18 protein-coding genes and 1 riboswitch are annotated in these 16618 nt (G+C 76.3%); of the genes, 12 read left to right on the plus strand and 6 right to left on the minus strand.

Annotated features, from left to right (window positions below):
- Window positions 1-72: 72 nt before the first annotated feature.
- The 11 genes from ACRYR8_RS00390 to ACRYR8_RS00440 all read left to right on the plus strand — a co-directional run bounded on the left by ACRYR8_RS00390 (window position 73) and on the right by ACRYR8_RS00440 (window position 10457).
- Window positions 73-846 carry an IclR family transcriptional regulator gene (locus ACRYR8_RS00390; RefSeq protein ID WP_432482097.1) on the plus strand — a complete coding sequence of 258 codons (774 nt, stop codon included), beginning with the start codon at window positions 73-75 and terminating at the stop codon, window positions 844-846.
- A gap of 100 nt (window positions 847-946) precedes the next feature.
- Complete coding sequence (gene pcaH, locus ACRYR8_RS00395) at window positions 947-1807, plus strand: protocatechuate 3,4-dioxygenase subunit beta (RefSeq protein ID WP_432482098.1); 861 nt, start codon at window positions 947-949, stop codon at window positions 1805-1807.
- Complete coding sequence (gene pcaG, locus ACRYR8_RS00400; RefSeq protein ID WP_432482099.1) at window positions 1807-2388, plus strand: protocatechuate 3,4-dioxygenase subunit alpha; 582 nt, start codon at window positions 1807-1809, stop codon at window positions 2386-2388. Before pcaH ends, pcaG begins: the two co-directional genes overlap by 1 nt.
- The gene (locus ACRYR8_RS00405; protein ID WP_432482100.1) at window positions 2385-3761 is read left to right on the plus strand and encodes a lyase family protein; all 1377 of its coding nucleotides are present in this window, start codon (window positions 2385-2387) and stop codon (window positions 3759-3761) included. Before pcaG ends, ACRYR8_RS00405 begins: the two co-directional genes overlap by 4 nt.
- Window positions 3762-3883: 122 nt before the next feature.
- The gene (gene pcaDC / locus ACRYR8_RS00410; protein ID WP_432482206.1) at window positions 3884-5059 is read left to right on the plus strand and encodes a bifunctional 3-oxoadipate enol-lactonase/4-carboxymuconolactone decarboxylase PcaDC; all 1176 of its coding nucleotides are present in this window, start codon (window positions 3884-3886) and stop codon (window positions 5057-5059) included.
- A 110-nt stretch (window positions 5060-5169) separates the two neighbouring features.
- Window positions 5170-6381: a thiolase family protein gene (locus ACRYR8_RS00415; protein WP_432482101.1), complete on the plus strand. Its 1212-nt coding sequence runs from the start codon at window positions 5170-5172 to the stop codon at window positions 6379-6381.
- On the plus strand, window positions 6381-7067 hold the full coding sequence (locus tag ACRYR8_RS00420; RefSeq protein WP_432482207.1) for a 3-oxoacid CoA-transferase subunit A: 687 nt from the start codon (window positions 6381-6383) through the stop codon (window positions 7065-7067). The genes ACRYR8_RS00415 and ACRYR8_RS00420 overlap by 1 nt, the downstream gene beginning before the upstream one ends.
- A 62-nt stretch (window positions 7068-7129) precedes the next feature.
- Window positions 7130-7765 carry a 3-oxoacid CoA-transferase subunit B gene (locus ACRYR8_RS00425; protein WP_432482208.1) on the plus strand — a complete coding sequence of 212 codons (636 nt, stop codon included), beginning with the start codon at window positions 7130-7132 and terminating at the stop codon, window positions 7763-7765.
- 14 nt (window positions 7766-7779) lie between these two features.
- A complete protein-coding gene (locus tag ACRYR8_RS00430) occupies window positions 7780-8568 on the plus strand; it encodes an IclR family transcriptional regulator domain-containing protein (protein WP_432482102.1) in 789 nt (262 codons plus the stop codon).
- 66 nt (window positions 8569-8634) lie between these two features.
- Complete coding sequence (locus ACRYR8_RS00435; protein ID WP_432482103.1) at window positions 8635-9702, plus strand: Gfo/Idh/MocA family protein; 1068 nt, start codon at window positions 8635-8637, stop codon at window positions 9700-9702.
- On the plus strand, window positions 9699-10457 hold the full coding sequence (locus ACRYR8_RS00440) for a ThuA domain-containing protein (protein WP_432482104.1): 759 nt from the start codon (window positions 9699-9701) through the stop codon (window positions 10455-10457). The genes ACRYR8_RS00435 and ACRYR8_RS00440 overlap by 4 nt, the downstream gene beginning before the upstream one ends.
- A 44-nt stretch (window positions 10458-10501) precedes the next feature.
- On the opposite strand, the gene ACRYR8_RS00445 is transcribed toward ACRYR8_RS00440, so the two are convergent.
- Together ACRYR8_RS00445 and ACRYR8_RS00450 are read right to left on the minus strand one after the other, a co-directional pair.
- Entirely contained in the window at window positions 10502-10867 is a 366-nt protein-coding gene (locus tag ACRYR8_RS00445; protein ID WP_432482105.1) for a fluoride efflux transporter FluC, read from the minus strand.
- Window positions 10864-11310 (minus strand): fluoride efflux transporter FluC, encoded by a 447-nt coding sequence (locus tag ACRYR8_RS00450; protein ID WP_432482106.1) that lies wholly within the window; start codon window positions 11308-11310, stop codon window positions 10864-10866. The genes ACRYR8_RS00445 and ACRYR8_RS00450 overlap by 4 nt, the downstream gene beginning before the upstream one ends.
- A gap of 140 nt (window positions 11311-11450) precedes the next feature.
- On the opposite strand from ACRYR8_RS00450, the gene ACRYR8_RS00455 reads away from it, so the two are divergent.
- The gene (locus ACRYR8_RS00455) at window positions 11451-11741 is read left to right on the plus strand and encodes a putative quinol monooxygenase (RefSeq protein WP_432482107.1); all 291 of its coding nucleotides are present in this window, start codon (window positions 11451-11453) and stop codon (window positions 11739-11741) included.
- Between the two features lie 81 nt (window positions 11742-11822).
- Here ACRYR8_RS00455 and metE read toward each other — a convergent pair whose 3' ends face one another.
- The 4 genes from metE to ACRYR8_RS00475 form a co-directional block, all read right to left on the minus strand.
- The gene (gene metE / locus ACRYR8_RS00460) at window positions 11823-14198 is read right to left on the minus strand and encodes a 5-methyltetrahydropteroyltriglutamate--homocysteine S-methyltransferase (protein ID WP_432482108.1); all 2376 of its coding nucleotides are present in this window, start codon (window positions 14196-14198) and stop codon (window positions 11823-11825) included.
- Window positions 14195-15181, minus strand: coding sequence for a methylenetetrahydrofolate reductase (locus ACRYR8_RS00465; RefSeq protein WP_432482109.1), 987 nt, complete (start codon window positions 15179-15181; stop codon window positions 14195-14197). Before ACRYR8_RS00465 ends, metE begins: the two co-directional genes overlap by 4 nt.
- A 55-nt stretch (window positions 15182-15236) precedes the next feature.
- A riboswitch (SAM riboswitch) is annotated at window positions 15237-15329 on the minus strand.
- A 59-nt stretch (window positions 15330-15388) separates the two neighbouring features.
- Window positions 15389-15715, minus strand: a complete 327-nt coding sequence (gene fdxA, locus ACRYR8_RS00470; RefSeq protein WP_432482110.1) for a ferredoxin — start codon at window positions 15713-15715, stop codon at window positions 15389-15391.
- Window positions 15712-16617, minus strand: coding sequence for a sulfite exporter TauE/SafE family protein (locus tag ACRYR8_RS00475; protein WP_432482111.1), 906 nt, complete (start codon window positions 16615-16617; stop codon window positions 15712-15714). The genes fdxA and ACRYR8_RS00475 overlap by 4 nt, the downstream gene beginning before the upstream one ends.
- Window position 16618: the final 1 nt, after the last annotated feature.

Genomic DNA, 16618 nt, shown 5'->3' on the forward strand with positions numbered 1-16618 from the left:
TAGGCGGCCCGGGGCGGCAGCGGCACGCGCTCCTTCCGCCGCGCGGAAGCGGCGGGACGGCACACTCGTCGCGTGAGCACGCCGCCGCCCCTCGCGCACCCGCCCCTGACGGCGGCCGGCAAGCTGCTGGCGGTGCTGGGCGCCTTCGACGGCGCCCACCGCCGCCTGAACCTGACCCGGCTGGCCGAGCGGGCGGGCCTGGCGCTGACCACGACGCACCGCATCGCCGCGGAGCTGACGGCGTGGGGGGCGCTGGAACGCCGCCCGGACGACACGTACGTCGTGGGGCGCCGGTTGTGGAACCTGGGGCTGCTGGCCCCCGTGCAGAGCGAGCTGGGGGTGGTCGCCGCGCCGTTCCTGCACGACCTGCACGCGGCGACCAAGGCGACCGTCCACCTGGCGGTACTCGACGGCGCCCGGGCGCTGTACGTGGACCGCGTCTCGGGCCGCTGGTCGGTGCCCATCGTCAGCGACGTCGGCAGCCGGCTGCCGCTGCACACGACCGGGGTCGGCAAGGTGCTGCTGGCGCACGCCCCGGAGGAGGTGGTGGAGCGCTGCTGCGCCGACCTGGTGGCGCCGACCCGCTGGGCGGTGACCGACGCTGACGTGCTGGCCGGGCAGCTCGCCCGCGTGCGCGAGCAGGGCTGGGCGCTGACGGACCAGGAGATGACCCCGGGCGCGGCCTCGCTGGCGGTGCCGGTGCGCGAGGCCGCCGGCCGGGTGGTGGCGGCCCTCGGCGTGGTCCTGGCACCGTTCGAGGTGGGCTCGCCGGTGCAGCAGTCGCTGCTGGCGGCTCTGCGGGTCACGGCCGCCGGCATCGAGCGGTGCCTGCCCGGCCAGGGCTGAACGGAGCCCTTCCGCCTCGCGGAAGGCAGGGGTGCCAGGGGGACGGGGCGGTGGTGCACTCGCCCCGGGCCGCACCGCGGCGGCCCGGGAGGGAACGAGCATGAGCGTCGACACCGACCGCGCGACCCGCGAGGGGCCCGCCGGCGCCGTGGCGGCGGAGGAGCGGATCGCCTCCTCCGACGCGGCGGTCTTCACGCAGGAGCGGATCAGCGCGGAGATCGCCGCGGAGCACGCCGGCGATGCCGCCGCCCGCGCCCGTGGCGAGCGGGTGCCCACCACGCGCCTGGACTTCGCGCCGTACCGCAGCTCCGTGCTGCGGCACCCCACCAAGGAACCCGTGCGCGCCGACCCCGAGGACGTGGAGCTGTCCGCTCCCGTCTTCGGCGAGCGCGACATCGACCCGCTGGAGGCCGACCTGACCATCGCCTCCACCGGCGAACCGGTCGGCGAGCGGATGGTCGTCACCGGCCGCGTCGTGGACGGCGAGGGCCGCCCGGTGCGCAGGCAGCTCGTGGAGGTCTGGCAGGCCAACGCCGCGGGCCGCTACGCGCACGCGCGCGACCAGCACCCCGCGCCGCTGGACCCGAACTTCCTCGGCGTGGGCCGGTGCCTGACCGACGACGACGGGTGGTACCGGTTCACGACGATCAAACCGGGCCCCTACCCGTGGAGGAACCACCGCAACGCGTGGCGGCCGGCGCACATCCACTTCTCGCTGTTCGGCACGGAGTTCACGCAGCGCCTCGTCACGCAGATGTACTTCCCCGCCGACCCGCTGTTCGACCTGGACCCGATCTACCAGTCGGTCACGGACCCGGTGGACCGGGAACTGCTGGTGGCGCGCTACGACCACTCCGTGACCCAGCACGAGTGGTGCACCGGGTACCGCTGGGACATCGTGCTGACGGGCACGCACCGCACCCGGCTCGAACCCGACCCCGAACCCGGCGAGGAGCACTGATGGGCACGAGCGCGCTGCGCCCCACCCCCGGGCAGACGGTGGGTCCGTTCTACGGGTTCGCGCTGCCCTTCGACGGCGACAACCGCCTGGCACCACCCGCTGCGGCGGGTGCGGTGCGCTTGCACGGCACCGTCTTCGACGGCCTGGGCGTACCGGTCCCCGACGCGCTGCTGGAGGTGTGGCAGGCCGGCGAGGACGGTTCCGCGCCCCGCGCAACGGGGACGTTCGACCGCGACGGCGCCACGTTCACCGGTTTCGGCCGCTGCGGCACCGATCGTGCGGGGGGCTACCGGTTCTGGACGCGCGAGCCCGCCCGCGCCGACGGCGGCGCGCCGTTCTTCGCGGTGACGGTGTTCGCCCGCGGGCTCATGCACCGGCTGCTCACCCGCGCCTACCTGCCCGCCCCCGGCGGCGACCTGCCGTCCGACGCCCTGCTGTCCACCCTCGCGCCCGACCGCGCGCGGACCCTGGTGTGCGAGCGCGGGGCGGACGGTTCACTGCGCTTCGACGTCCACCTGCAGGGCGAGGGCGAGACGGTGTTCCTGGAGCACGCAGCGCCCCACCGGCACACCGCCCGGTGACGGCCGCGTCGTTGTTCTGGCCGGGCCTGCACCGCGCCGGCGAGGCGTTCACCGACACCGCGCTCGTGGCGGCGCTGGTGCGGGTGGAGGCCGCGTGGCTGGACGCCCTGGCCGCCGCGGGGCTGAGCCCGGCGGGCGGCCGCGCGCTGGCCGGCGCCGCGGAGGAGTACGACGGAGCCCGGTTGGCCGAGCTCGCCGAGGCCGCCGAGGCCGGGGGCAACCCGGTGATCCCGCTGGTCGCCGGGCTGCGCCGGCACGCCGCCGCCACCGCCGGCGCGGAGGCGGCCGCCGCGGTCCACCGCGGGCTGACCAGCCAGGACGTCGTGGACACGGCGCTGCAGCTGTGCGCCCGCGACGTCGTCACCGCGCTGAGGACCGAGCTGGACGCGCAGGTGGCGGCCCTGGCGGACCTGGCCGTGCGCCACCGCGGCACCCTCACCGTGGCCCGCACCCTGACCCAGCACGCCCTGCCGACGACGTTCGCCGCACGCGTCGCCTCGTGGTTGACGGTCCTGCTGGACGCCCGCGACGCGTTGACGGCGCTGCCGCCGGCCCCGGCGCAGTTCGGCGGCGCCGTGGGGACCCTCGCCTCCCTGGTGGACCGGCTGGCCGGTGCCGGAGCGGTCGACCCGGTCGCGGCCGCCGACGCCGTGGCCGCCGACGCCGCGCGCCGGCTGGGCCTGGCGCACCGACCGCCCTGGCACACCGCGCGGCGGCCCGTCACGGTGCTCGGCGACGCGTTCACCGCGGTGACCGACGCCCTCGGCCGCGTGGCCGCCGACGTGCTCACCGGGTCGCGCAGCGAGATCGGGGAGCTGCGCGAACCCGGGGCCCCCGGTCGCGGCACCTCCTCGACCATGCCGCAGAAGCGCAACCCCGCCCTGGCGGTGCTGGTGCGCCGCACCGCGGACACCGCACCGGCCCTGGCCGCTCAGCTGCACACCGCGGCAGCGGCGGCCGGCGACGAGCGCCCCGCCGGCGCCTGGCACGCCGAGTGGGCTCCCCTGGCGGCGCTGGCCCGCACGTCGCTGGCCGCCGCCCGCCAGGCCACCGAGCTGCTGGTCGGGCTGGAGGTCGACACCGGCGCGATGGGGCGCACCCTGCGGGCGGCGCTGCCGGGGGTGCTCGCCGAGCGCCTCGTGCCCGCCCTGGCCCAGCTGCCCACCGCGGGCGGGGCGCTGGGCACCGACGGCGCCCGTGGGGCGCTCGCCGCGTGCGGGGACGTGGCGGCGCTGCGAGCGCTGCTCGGCGAGCGCACCAGCGCCCCGGGCGCCGAGCTGGACGCCCTGCTGGCGCGCCTGGGCGATCCGCGCGGTTACCTGGGCACCGCCGACCTCGTCGTCGACGCCGTCCTGGCGCGGGCGCGCGGCTGAGCCGGCGGCGGCCCGGGTCGGACCACCGCCCGAGTGCCCCGGCACCCGGCACCGCCCCGCCCTCACCCCGCCCCGAAGCACCCCGAAGTCCGCTGAACCCCCTGAGGAGACCCGTGAGCCTGCTGAGCACCACCCGCCTGGACGACGGCCGCCCCGGTCGCGACGGGCTGCCGCTGCTCGTGGTCGGCCCGTCGCTGGGGATCGCGAGCAGGACGCTGTGGGGGGAGGTGGCGCGCCGGCTGTCCGGGGTGGCCGTCGTGGCCGGGTGGGACCCGCCCGGCCACGGCGGGTCCCACCCGGCGACCGCGCTCTCGGCCGCGGGGCTGGCCGCGGACGTCGCCGCGTTCGGCGCCGCCGCGCAGGCCGAGCTGGGCCGGCCCGGGGAGCCGTTCGCCTACGCCGGGGACTCCCTGGGCGGCGCGGTCGGCCTGCAGCTGGCCCTGGACTCCCCGGGCGCCGTCTCGGCCGTGGGCGTGTTCTGCAGCGCGGCCAGGATCGGCACGCCGGACGGCTGGCGCGAGCGCGCCGCGCAGGTGCGCGAGCACGGCACCGCGCCGCTGGTGCCGACCTCGGCCGCGCGGTGGTTCCCGGCCAGGTTCGCCCGCGAGCACCCGCAGGTGGTGCACGCGCTGCTGCAGGACCTCGCGGGCACCGACGCCGGCTCGTACGCCGCGGCCTGCGAGGCGCTCGCCGGGTTCGACGTCACCGACCGCCTGCGCGAGGTGCGGGTGCCCGTGCTCGCGGTGGCCGGCGAGCTCGACGCCGTCGTGCCGGTCGAGGACACCCTCTCGCTCGGCCGCGCCCCCGGAGCGCTGGCGACGGTCGTGCCCGGCGCCGCGCACCAGCTGCCGGTGGAGGACCCGGCCACCGTCGCGGACCTGCTGCGCCACCACGTGCTGGCGGCACCCGCCGCGCAGCGGCGCACGCTGGGCGAGCAGTACGCGGCGGGCATGGCCGTGCGCCGCGAGGTGCTCGGCGCCGCGCACGTGGACCGCGCCACCGCGGGCGTGGACGACGTCACCCGCGACTTCCAGGAGATGATCACGCGGTACGCCTGGGGCGGCATCTGGACCCGCGAGGGCCTGTCGCGGCGGGAGCGCTCGATGGTCACGCTGACCGCGCTCATCGCCCGCGGCCACCACGAGGAACTGGCGATGCACCTGCGCGCGGCGGTGCGCAACGGCCTGACGCGCGCCGAGGTCGTCGAGGTGCTGCTGCAGTCGGCGGTCTACTGCGGCGTCCCGGACGCCAACACCGCTTTCCGCGTCTACCGCGAGGTCCTCGCCGAGGACGCCTGACGCGCCCGCGGGTGCGGGCGGCGCCGAGGGTTCCGCGGCGCGAGGCGCGGACGTATCCTCGGTCCGTACGCAGAACGCACGAGCGTTCGCACAGCGAACACGGAGGACCGATGCCGGCCGCGCACCTGTACGACGCAGTCCGCACCCCGTTCGGGAGGTTCCGCGGGGCCCTCGCCGGCGTGCGCCCCGACGACCTCGCGGCGGGCACGCTGTCCGAGCTGCTGCGCCGCTCCCCCGGCCTGGACCCCGCGGCCGTCGACGACGTGGTGCTCGGCAACGCCAACGGCGCCGGCGAGGACAACCGCAACGTCGGGCGCATGGCACCGCTGCTGGCCGGCTTCCCCGTCACCGTGCCCGGAACCACCGTCAACCGCCTGTGCGGTTCCAGCCTGGACGCCGCGATGATCGCCTCCCGCGAGATCGAGTCCGGCGACGCCCGCGTCGTCGTCGCCGGGGGCGTGGAGTCCATGAGCCGCGCCCCGTGGGTGCTGCCCAAGCCGGACGGCCCGTTCCCCGCCGGGGACGTCACCGCGGTGTCCACCACGCTCGGCTGGCGCCTGGTGAACCCCCGCATGCCGCGGGAGTGGACCGTCTCCCTCGGCGAGTCCAACGAGCAGCTCGCCGAGCGGTTCGGCATCGGCCGCGAACGCCAGGACGAGTTCGCCGCCGGATCGCACCACCGCGCCGCGGCCGCCTGGGACGCCGGGCACCACGACGCCTGGGTGGTGCAGGTGCCCGGCACCGACCTGACGCGCGACGAGGGGATCCGCCCGACCACGTCGGTGCGGGAGCTGGCCGGCCTGACCCCGGCGTTCCGCCCCGGCGGCACGATCACGGCGGGCAACGCCTCCCCGCTGAGCGACGGCGCCTCGGCGCTGCTCATCGCCGCCGAGGACGCCGCGGACGTGGTCGGCCGCGACCCGCTGGCCCGCATCGCCGGGCGCGGCACGGCCGCGCTGGAGCCGCAGTCGTTCGGGTACGCGCCCGTGGGAGCCGCCGAGCGCGCGCTGCGCCGCGCGGGCATCGGCTGGTCCGACGTGGGCGCCGTGGAGCTCAACGAGGCGTTCGCGGTGCAGTCCCTGGCGTGCATCGACGCCTGGGGCGTCGACCCGGCCGTCGTGAACCGGTGGGGCGGGGCCGTCGCCCTGGGCCACCCGCTGGGCGCCTCCGGCGGGCGGGTGCTGGGCACCCTGGCCGCGGTGCTGCGCGCCACCGGGGAACGCTGGGGCGTGGCGGCGATCTGCATCGGTGTCGGGCAGGGCCTGGCCGTCGTGCTGGAGAACCTCGACACCACCGCGCGCACTTCCGGGAACGCCGCGTGATGCGCGTGTGCGCCTCGGCGGACGAGGCCGTCGCCGACGTCCAGGACGGCTCCACCGTCCTCATCGGGGGTTTCGGCACCGCGGGGATGCCCTACGCCCTCGTCGACGCCCTGCTGCGCCGCGGCGCGAAGGACCTCACGGTCGTCAACAACAACGCCGGCAACGGCACGACCGGACTGGCCGCGCTGCTGGCGGCGGGGCAGGTGCGCAAGGTGGTCTGCTCGTTCCCCCGGCAGAGCGACTCGTTCGTCTTCGACGAGCTGTACCGGGCGGGGAAGGTCGAGCTGGAGGTGGTCCCGCAGGGCAACCTCGCCGAGCGGTTGCGCGCCGCGGGTGCCGGCATCGGGGCGTTCTACACCCCCACGGGGGTGGGCACGCCGCTGGCCGAGGGCAAGGAGCGGCGCACCATCGACGGCCGCGAGTTCGTCCTGGAGCTCCCGATCCGCGGGGACGTGGCCCTGATCGCCGCTCACCGCGCGGACGGCGTCGGGAACCTCGTGTACCGCAGGACCGCACGGAACTTCGGCCCGGTCATGGCCACCGCCGCCACCACGACCGTCGTGCAGGTCACGGAACTGGCGGCGACCGGGTCCATCGACCCCGAGGCGGTGGTGACACCAGGCATCTTCGTCGACCGGGTCGTCGTCACCGGGAACCCGGCACGGGTGCGGGAGGCGGGCGCGTGAACAGCACCGGCAGCACCGCGAGCGGTCCGCTCCGCACCGTCGAGAACCCCGGCAGCGCCCCCCTGGGCCGCGACGAGCTGGCCGCGGTCGTGGCACGCGACATCCCCCGCGGTTCCTACGTGAACCTCGGCATCGGGCAGCCCACGCTCGTCGCCGACCACCTGGCACCCGACCAGGGGGTGACCCTGCACACCGAGAACGGCATGCTCGGCATGGGCCCGGCCGCCGTGGGCGACGAGGTCGACCCCGACCTCGTCAACGCGGGGAAGGTCCCCGTGACGGAACTGCCCGGGGCGGCGTACTTCCACCACGCCGACTCCTTCGCGATGATGCGCGGCGGCCACCTGGACGTGTGCGTGCTGGGCGCGTTCCAGGTCTCCCAGCACGGCGACCTCGCGAACTGGCACACCGGGGCACCCGGCGCGATCCCCGCCGTCGGTGGCGCGATGGACCTGGCCACCGGCGCGAAGCAGGTCTTCGTGGTGATGACGCTGTTCGCCCGCGACGGCTCGGCGAAACTGGTGCCGGAGTGCACGTACCCGCTGACGGGCCTGGCGTGCGTGCGGCGCGTGTTCACGGACCTGGGGGTGTTCGACGTGGGACCGGCGGGCGTCGTGGTCCGCGAGACGTGGGGCACGACGGTGCGGGGGTTGCGCGACCGGCTGCCGGTGGCGCTGCGCCGGCTGGAGGACTCCTGAGCACGCACGGGCCCGTGGAGGGCCCCGCGGGAGGCACCGGCGCCGAACCGCGCAGCGAGCGGGTGCAGGCGTTCGCGCGCGGCCTGGCGGTCATCCGCTGCTTCGACGCCGAGCACCCCGAGCTGGGGCTGGCGGACGTGGCCCGGCGCACCGGGATGGCGCGGGCGGCGGCGCGCCGGTTCCTGCTGACGCTGCTGGACCTGGGGTACGTCAGCACCGACGGGCACACGTTCCGGCTGACGCCCCGCGTGCTGGACCTGGGCTACAGCTACCTCTCCAGCCTGTCGCTGCCGGAACTGGCGCAGCCGCACCTGGAGCGGCTGTCGGCCCAGGTGCGTGAGTCCTGCTCGGTGTCGGTGCTCGACGGCGGCGACATCGTCTACGTGGCCCGGGTCGCCACGCGGCGGATCATGGCCGCCACCATCACGGTGGGCACCCGCTTCCCGGCGCACGCCACCTCGATGGGCCGGGTGCTGCTGGCCGCCCTGGAGCCCGCCGAGGCCGCCGCGCGCCTGCGGGACGCGCGCCCGCGAGCGCTGACCCAGCGCACGCTGCACGAACCGGAGGCGCTCCTGGCGGAGCTGGTGCGCGTGCGTGACCAGGGTTTCGCCCTGGTGGACCGGGAACTGGAGGACGGGGTGCGCTCGCTGGCGGTGCCGCTGCACCGCCGGGGGGCCGTGGTCGCCGCGGTGAACGTGTCGGTGCCGGCGAGCCGGTTCAGCACCGCGCAGATGCGCCGGGACCTGCTGCCGCGGCTGCGCACGTGCGCCCGCGCCGTGGAGGACGACCTGACCCGCGGCTGACCCCGCGGGCAGGCCCCCGGTCGCGGCCCGTCGCGGGGGCGGGGGCGCTGGTGTAGCTTCGCGACCGTGGTCGACGCCGACACGACGAGCTCCCCGCGCACCCGCCTGCTCCACGTGGGCCTGGGGGGCTGGGGCCTGGACTGGGAACGCAACGCGATCCCCCCGGTGGGCGAGGTGGAGCGCGTCGGTGTCGTCGACGCGCACGAGCCGACCCTGCGGGGCGCGCAGCGGGTGCTCGGCCTGCCGGACCGGGCGTGCTTCACTTCGCTGAGCCGGGCCCTCGAGGCCGTGGCCGCCGACGGCGTCCTGGTGACCGCACCGGTGGCGCTGCACGTGCCGATCGCGCTGGAGGCGCTGGAGGCCGGTCTGCACGTCCTGGTCGAGAAGCCCTTCGCCGGCACGCTCGCCGAGGCCCGCACGGCCGTCGAGCGCGCCGAGGACCTCGGGCTCGTGCTGCAGGTGAGCCAGAACTACCGGTTCTACCCGGCCCCGCGCGCGGTGCGGGAACTGGTCGCGGACGGCGCGATCGGCGACCTGTCGGTCGTGCACGTCGACTTCCGCCGCTGGGCGAACGACGCCCCGGTCGGGACGAACCGGCACTACTCGTTCCCGCACCCGCTGCTGTTCGACATGGCCATCCACCACTTCGACCTGCTGCGGATGGTCACGGGCCGCGAAGCCGTGCGCGTGTACGCGAGGGTCACCGACCCGCCGTGGAGCAGGTTCGCCGAGGAGGCCTCGGCCGTCCTGACGATCGAGATGGCCGGCGGTCTGGTGGCCAGCTACCGCGGCAGCTGGGTCAGCCGCGGCCCGCAGACCGCGTGGGACGGCGAGTGGGCCCTGGAGGGCGAGCACGGGCGCATCACCTTCACCGGCCGGTCCGGGCAGGGCCCGGCGGACGACGTCGTGATGATCAGCCGGGGCGGCGCCGAGCCGCAGGAGGTCGAACTGCCGACGATGGACCTGTGGGGGCGTTCGGCGGGCCTGCAGCAGTTCCACCGGGCCGTGCAGGGCGGACCGGCGCCGGACGTGACGGGCCGCTCGAACCTGGGCAGCCTCGCCGTGGCCGAGGCGGCTGCGCGTTCGGTGCGGTCCGGCCGGGTGGAGGACGTGGAACGGGGGGAGGCGCTGTGAACGGCACCGAACGGGCGCTGCGGGTGCTCGTGTGGAACGAGGGTGTCCACGAGGCGAACCGCAACCCGCCGGACATCGGCGAGTACTACCCCGACGGCATCCACGGCGCGATCGCGGCCGGGTTGCGGCGCCTGCTGCCGCACGCGCAGGTGTCCACCGCGACCCTGGCCGAGCCCGAGCACGGGCTGAGCGCCGAGGTGCTCGCGCGCACCGACGTGCTGCTGTGGTGGGGTCACGCCGCCCACGGTGAGGTCGCCGACGACGTCGTCGAGCGGGTCCGGCAGCACGTCCTGGGCGGGATGGGGCTGCTGGTCCTGCACTCCGGGCACTTCTCGAAGATCTTCACCCGGCTGCTGGGGACGACGTGCTCACTGGCCTGGCGCAACGAGGGCGAGCGCGAGCTCGTCTGGAACGTCAAACCCTCGCACCCCATCGCCCGCGGCGTCCCCAGCCCCATCGTCATCGACCGGCAGGAGACGTACGGGGAGCTGTTCGACATCCCCGACCCCGACGACCTGCTGTTCATCAGCTCCTTCGCCGGCGGGGAGGTGTTCCGCTCGGGCGTGACGTTCACCCGCGGGCGCGGGCGCATCTTCTACTTCAGCCCCGGCGACCAGGAGTACCCCGTCTACCACCACCCGCACGTCCAGCAGGTCCTGGCCAACGGCGTGCGCTGGGCCGCGCCGGAGGACGGCGAGCGCCGCGTGCCCGAGGTCTCCCACCCCGCCCGGGAGTGGTTCACCGACGGGTCCTGACTCCCCCGCCGCACCGGGGTCCGAGCCGGGGTCCAGGCCGGGGTTCAGGCCAGTGTCACGGCGAGCCCGGCGGCCGCCGCGAGGGTGCTCGCCACGATCGTCGCGCCGGCGTGGGCGACGGCGGCCGCGGGGCGTCCCTGCCGCAGCAGGCCGAGCGTCTCGAAGCAGGCCGTGCTGAAGGTGGTGTAGCTGCCGCAGAACCCGGTGCCGAGCACCGTGCCCAGCGGGCCCGGTGCGCCGTGCGCGAGGACGAGGCCGGTGAGCAGGCCCAGCAGCAGGCTGCCGGTGACGTTGACGACCAGGATCGCCCGGGTGGGGCGGTGCGGCCAGCGGCGTTTGAGCGCCCCGTCCACGCCGTAGCGGGCCAGCGCCCCGGCGGCGGCCGCCACGGCGAGCGCGAGCAGCGTCACGCGCCCTCCCCCGGCCGCGGCACCAGCCGGGCGGCCAGCACCACGCCGAGCCCGCACAGCGCCACCCCGGTCACCACGGACACCAGCGGGTACGCCACCGCCAGGGCCGTCGACCCCTCTCGGGCGAGCAGGTCCGTCTCCACCGCGAGCGTGCTGCAGGTGGTGAAGCTGCCCAGCAGGCCCGTGCCCGCGCCCAGCCGCACCAGGTGCCGGCGGCCGGTGTCGGGGCCGCGCCGGGCCAGCGCCTCCAGCAGCAGGCCGAGGGCGAAGCAGCCGAGCAGGTTCACCACGGTGGTCCCGACCGGCCAGCCGCGCGCCGGGGTGGGCAGCGCGGACGTGAGGGCGTACCGGGCCAGCGCACCCAGGACGCCGCCGGCCGCGACCGCGCCGCGCGCGCCCCAGCGCGTCCGGGACGCTGAGGCGGGTGCCGGCGGGGTGCTCACGGTGGGGCAGGCTAGGGCACCGGTCGCAGCGGGGGGGAGGAGCCGGGTGGCCGGGGTCGACGTGGTGGGCGGGGCGCACGGCAGGATGCGTTGCGCCGGCCGGCCCGGCACCGCTGAGGAAACCGACGACGGAGGTCCCCGTGTTCGCCATCGCAGTCCGCTTCGACCTGCCCGACGAGGGGGCCGCTGCCGCGTTCGACGACCTCGTCGCCCGGACCGTCCCGGGGATCCTCGCCGAGGAACCGGGGACCCTCACCTACGTCCCGCACCGGGTCGAGGGCGAACCGCTGGCCCGGCTGTTCTACGAGGAGTACACCGACCGGGACGCGCACGCCGCGCACGAGGCGCGCCCGGCGACGGCGGAGTTCCTGCGACGGGTGCGTGAGCTCGTGACGTCGGTGCGCGCGGAGCTCCTGTCCCCCCTCCGCTGACGCCGCTCGCGACGGGCCCCCGCCGTCCCGCTCCGGGAGCGGCGACGGCCCGTCGCCCGGCGCGTCGGCCGGCCGGGACCGTCAGCCGGCCGGGACGGCGGCGCCCAGTTCGGCGCGCACCGCCACGGCCGCCGCGACGAGGTTCCGCAGCGCGGGGACCGTCTCGGCGTACCCGCGGGTCTTCAGCCCGCAGTCCGGGTTCACCCACACCTGCCGCGCGGGCAGCGACGCCACGGCCAGGCGCAGCAGCTCGGCGACCTCCTCGCTGCTGGGCACGCGCGGGGAGTGGATGTCGTAGACGCCCGGGCCGATGCCGCGGGCGAACCCGGCGCGGGCGACGTCCGGCAGGACCTCCATGCGCGAGCGGGCCGCCTCGATGCTCGTCACGTCGGCGTCGAGGCGGTCGATGGCGTCGATGACCTCGCCGAACTCCGAGTAGCACAGGTGGGTGTGGATCTGCGTGGCGTCCGCGGCGCCGGCGGTCGCCAGGCGGAACGCGGCCACCGACCAGTCCAGGTAGGCGGGCTGGTCCGCGCGGCGCAGCGGCAGCAGCTCGCGCAGCGCAGGCTCGTCCACCTGCACGACGCCGATGCCCGCGGCCTCCAGGTCGGCGACCTCGTCGCGCAGGGCGAGCGCCACCTGGCGGGCGGTGTCGGCCAGGGGCTGGTCGTCGCGCACGAACGACCAGGCCAGGATCGTCACCGGGCCGGTGAGCATCCCCTTGACCGGCTTGGCCGTGCGGGAAGCGGCGTGCGCGCTCCACGGGACGGTGATCGGCGCGGGCCGGGTCACGTCGCCCCACAGGATCGGCGGGCGCACGCACCGCGAACCGTACGACTGGACCCAGCCGTTGCGGGTCACCGCGAAGCCCTCGAGGTTCTCGGCGAAGTACTGCACCATGTCGTTGCGCTCGGGCTCGCCGTGCACGACGACGTCCAGACCCAGCTCCTCCTGGAGCGCCACCACGCGGTCGATCTCGGCACGCAGGAACTCCTCGTACTGCTCCTGGGTGAGCCGCCCCGCGGTGCGGGCAGCGCGCGCGGCGCGGATCTCCCCGGTCTGCGGGAACGAGCCGATGGTGGTGGTGGGCAGCTGCGGCAGGGCGAGCGCCTCGTCCTGCGCGGCACGCCGCACCGCGTAGTCGCTGCGGTGCAGCGCGTCCTCGTCCATGCCGTCGAGGCGTTCGCGCACCTCGGGGCGCACCACACCGGGGGCGGCGAGACGGTCGGCGCGCGCCGCCGAGCTGGCCGCGAAGGTGCCCGGGCCAGCGCCCGGGTGGTGCAGCGCCTCCCCCAGCAGCACGACCTCGGCGACCTTCTGGTCCGCGAACGCGAGCCAGCCGCGCAGCCGCTCGTCCAGGTCGGGCTCGTCGGTGACGTCGTGCGGGACGTGCAGCAGGGAGGTGGACGTTCCGGCGACGACCGTGCCCGCCAGCGGGACCAGCGCCTGCAGCTGCGCCAGGGCGGGCTCCAGGTCGGCGCGCCAGACGTTGTGGCCGTCGACGACCCCGGCGACGACGGTCTTGCCGTCCAGGCCGGGGACCGGCCCGGCGGGGGCGGACCCGCGCACCAGGTCCAGCGCGAGCCCGTCCACCGCCGTGGCGGCCAGCGTCCCCAGGTGCTCGCCCAGGTCGCCGTAGGGGGCGGCCACCAGCAGGCGCGGGCGCGCGGGTGCCGCCGACGGGGCGGTGAGCAGGGTGTCGTAGGCGGTGCGCACGAGGTCCGCGAGGTCGTCGACGCCCTCGGTGGCGGAGTCGCTGACGAGGGCGGGCTCGTCCAGCTGCACCCACGCGGCCCCGGCGGCGGCGTGGGCGGCCAGCAGCTCCGCGTACACCGGCAGCAGGTCGCCCAGGCGGTCGATCGGCGCGAACCCCTCGGGACTGCCGTCGGCGGGCTTGGCCAGCAGCAGGAACGTGACCGGGCCCACGAGGACGGGCCGGGTGAGGAAGCCGTCGGCCAGCGCCTCGGAGAACTCCCGCACGCCCCGGTCGTCGGCGAAGCGGAACTCCGTGTCCGGCCCGATCTCGGGGACGAGGTAGTGGTAGTTCGTGTCGAACCACTTCGTCATCTCCAGCGGTGCGTCCGCCCCGCGGCCGCGGGCGATCGTGGAGAGGCCGGCCAGGTCGACCCGCCCGTCGGCGCCCACGACGTCGGCGAAGCGCGGCGGCACCGCTCCCACGGCGATCGCCGCGTCCAGCACCTGGTCGTAGGCGGAGAACGCCGACGGGATGGAGGCGTCGTGGGCGTGCAGGCCCAGGTCGTTCAGGCGGCGCACGGTGCGCGCCCGCACCGCGGCCAGCGCGCGCTCGGTGGCGGTGACGTCGGCGCGCCCGGCCCACAGCGCCTCCAGCGCCTTCTTCGACTCCCGGCGCGGGCCGATGCGGGGGTAGCCGAGGACGGTGGCCGACCAGGCGGGCACGTCGGTGCCGGGAACTGCGGTGCGGGGTTCGGTGCTCATCGGGATCCTCCAGCCGCGAGGGCGGCGTCGTGGGGAACCGCGGATGCCTGCGGCCGTCCGGCCGAGCTCGGGACCGTCGGGGTCCCGGCGCCGAGGTGCACACCCTCGAGCAGGTCCAGCGCCGCGGGCGCTGCGTTGAACGTGTAGAGGTGCAGGCCGGGGGCGCCGGCGTGCAGCAGGTCGCGAGCCAGCGCCCGCCCGAAGCGGGTGCCGGCGCGCTCGCGCGCGGTGTCCCCGTGCTCAGCGGCCGACTCCAGCAGCGCCAGCAGCTCCCGGGGCGGGGCGACCCCCGTGAGCTGCTGCAGCCGCAGCAACCGCGCCGGGTCGGTGGTGGGGATGATCCCCGGCAGCAGCGGCAGGGTGATGCCCGCGGCGCGGGCCCGGCCGGTGAAGTCGGCGTACTCGCGGGCGGAGTAGCAGACCTGGGTGATGGCGAAGGAGGCTCCCGCGTCCTGCTTGGCGCGCAGCGCCTGCAGGTCGCCGGCGCGCCGCGAGGAGGGGAAGGCGGCCACCGCGACGCTCAGCGGGAGGACGGCGGCGCCGGCCCGGACGCGGTGGTGCCGGTCGGCGACGTGCACCAGCTCCACCAGGTCGCAGGCGCGCCGCACGGCGTCGTCGGGGACCGGCTCGGTGATCCGCCCGGAGGGCGGGTCCCCGCGCACGGCGAGCACGTCGCGCACACCCGCGGCGAAGAACTCCTCGGCCAGGTCCACGACCTGCCGGCGGGTGGCCCCGACGCAGGTCAGGTGCGCCACGGCCACCGCCCGGGTCTCCCGGCGCAGGTGGCGCAGCAGCTCGCAGCCGGCGTCGCGGGTGCCGCCACCCGCGCCGTGGGTGACCGAGAAGAAGTCCGGGCCCGTGGCGGCCAGGCGGGAGACGGTGCCGTGCAGGGCGTCACGGGCCGCCGGTGAGCGCGGCGGGAACAACTCGAAGCTCAGGGTCGGCCGCCCGGCGGCGCCGGCGACCAGTGCGCCGACGGTCACCGGCGCGCGCGGTGCTCGGCGGGGCGGGAGGTGGGGCGGTGGGTGGACATCGTCGACTCCATCGACCTGGCGGAAGCACCCGCTCCCGGGGACCGGGGGGTTGCTGCGGCGTCGTCGAGCCAGGACTCTCGGCCGCTCTGGATGGGGTGGCGGTGCTGGTGGTGCCGTGGTGCTGGTGGTGCCGGTGTTCGCCTGGTGCCGGGGCGCTCAGTGCCCCTCGCCCTGCGGCGGCAGCGCGCTGACCACCGGGTGGTCAGCGGCGATCAGGCCCATCTTCGCCGCACCACCGGGCGAGCCGACGGTGTCGAAGAACTCCACGTTGGCCGCGGTGAACGCCGACCACTGCTCGGGCACGTCGTCCTCGTAGTAGATCGCCTCCACCGGGCACACCGGCTCGCACGCCCCGCAGTCGACGCACTCGTCGGGGTGGATGTACAGCGAACGCTCGCCCTCGTAGATGCAGTCGACAGGGCACTCCTCGATGCAGGCCTTGTCCTTCACGTCCACGCAGGGCTGGGCGATGACGTACGTCACTGCGCGCCGCTCCTCTCGCTCTCGGGGGTGGGGCTGGTGATGCGCCGACGGTGGCGGCGCACCGAGTGGGCGACGCCGACGGCGCCGGCGGTCAGGACGAGCGCGTACACGACCCAGCGGACCGCGTCGGGGGCGGCGACGGCGTCGCTGCGCAGCAGCGTCCGGGCGTTGGTGAGCACGATGACGGCGCCGACGGCGGCACCCAGCACCTGCGGCGGTGCGTGCCGCACCAGCCAGGCCGCGATCGGCGCGGCGATCAGCCCACCGGCCAACAGCGCCAGGACCCACGTCCAGGCGATGCCCTGCGAACCGAGGCCCACGAGGAACCCCGCGCTGGCGGCGACGGCGACCAGGAACTCGCTGGTGTCCACCGAGCCGATCACCTTGCGGGGTTCCAGCCGGCCGGAGGCGAGCAGTGCCGGGGTGCCCACCGGCCCCCAGCCGCCGCCCCCGGTCGCGTCGACGAAGCCGGCCACCAGCCCCAGCGGGGCGAGGAACCGGCGTCGCAGCGGCCGGTGCAGGGAACGCTCGTCGAAGCGGGCGACGGCCGATCGCAGCAGCACGTAGACGCCCAGCAGCAGCAGCAGGGTGCTGATCACCGGGGCGGCCACCTCCATCGGCAGCGACGACAGGACCGTCGCGCCCGCGAACGCGCCCACCGCCCCGGGGACGCCGACGCGCACCACGACGCGCCAGTCGACGTTGCCGAAGCGCCAGTGCGCCGCACCGGAGGCCAGGGTCGTGCCGATCTCGGCCAGGTGCACCGTCGCGGACGCGGCCGCGGGACTGGCGCCGACGACGAGCAGCAGCGTCGTGGAGGTGACCCCGTAGGCCATGCCGAGGGATCCGTCGACCAGCTGGGCCAGCAGGCCGACGACAGCGAGCAGGGCGAACTTGTGCACG

It is taken from the genome of Kineococcus esterisolvens, from assembly GCF_050871405.1.
Classification (GTDB): Bacteria; Actinomycetota; Actinomycetes; order Actinomycetales; family Kineococcaceae; genus Kineococcus.

Bases quoted from the DNA above. Each gene is read 5' to 3' on its own strand.
- pcaG (WP_432482099.1), top strand. From the start codon at position 1,807: ATGGGCACGAGCGCGCTGCGCCCCACCCCCGGGCAGACGGTGGGTCCG.
- ACRYR8_RS00420 (WP_432482207.1), top strand. From the start codon at position 6,381: ATGCGCGTGTGCGCCTCGGCGGACGAGGCCGTCGCCGACGTCCAGGAC.
- metE (WP_432482108.1), bottom strand. From the start codon at position 14,198: ATGAGCACCGAACCCCGCACCGCAGTTCCCGGCACCGACGTGCCCGCC.
- ACRYR8_RS00415 (WP_432482101.1), top strand. From the start codon at position 5,170: ATGCCGGCCGCGCACCTGTACGACGCAGTCCGCACCCCGTTCGGGAGG.
- pcaH (WP_432482098.1), top strand. From the start codon at position 947: ATGAGCGTCGACACCGACCGCGCGACCCGCGAGGGGCCCGCCGGCGCC.